Origin of the sequence: Pseudahrensia aquimaris (assembly GCF_042676045.1) — a bacterium.
GTDB classification, from domain to species: domain Bacteria; phylum Pseudomonadota; class Alphaproteobacteria; order Rhizobiales; family Rhizobiaceae; genus Pseudahrensia; species Pseudahrensia aquimaris.
The window spans coordinates 1-505 of the sequence record NZ_JBHTJV010000014.1 but is presented as its reverse complement, the minus strand read 5'-3'; the positions used below and the strand labels follow the sequence as shown (position 1 = coordinate 505).

Sequence of the window (505 nt, the reverse complement as noted above, 5' to 3'; positions counted from 1 at the left end):
GGTGACGGACATAACCTATATCAAGACCAACGAGGGGTTTGCCTACCTAGCAGTCGTCATTGATCTATTCTCGCGGCGTGTGGTCGGTTGGTCAGTTCAGAGCAGACAGACAACCGACGTCGTATTGCAAGCGCTGCTGATGGCCGTGTGGCGGCGCAAACCAACACAACGAGTGCTGATTCACTCGGACCAAGGCTCACAGTTCACCAGCATTGATTGGGCATCATTCCTTCGCCAGCACAATCTGCAGCACTCGATGAGCCGACGTGGAAACTGCCACGATAATGCGGTCGCAGAGAGCTTCTTCAACCTGCTCAAACGCGAACGTATCAGGCGGCGAACCTACAGCAGCCGCGAAGAAGCAAGGCGCGATGTGTTCGATTACATCGAGATGTTCTACAACCCGAAAAGGAAACATGCGAGAAACGGGATGCTGTCACCCGTCGACTTCGAACGACAGCAGAAAATGAACGCCGAGGGTGTCTAAGAAACTCGGGGCTATTCA

The 505-nt window shown here is 53.7% G+C and carries 1 protein-coding gene; it reads left to right on the top strand.

Annotation, left to right across the window (positions count from 1 at the left end; genetic code table 11):
• The coding region (locus ACFQ14_RS14330; RefSeq protein ID WP_377213444.1) for an IS3 family transposase at nucleotides 1-487 on the top strand (487 nt) is incomplete at its 5' end.
• Between the last annotated feature and the right edge of the window lie 18 nt (nucleotides 488-505).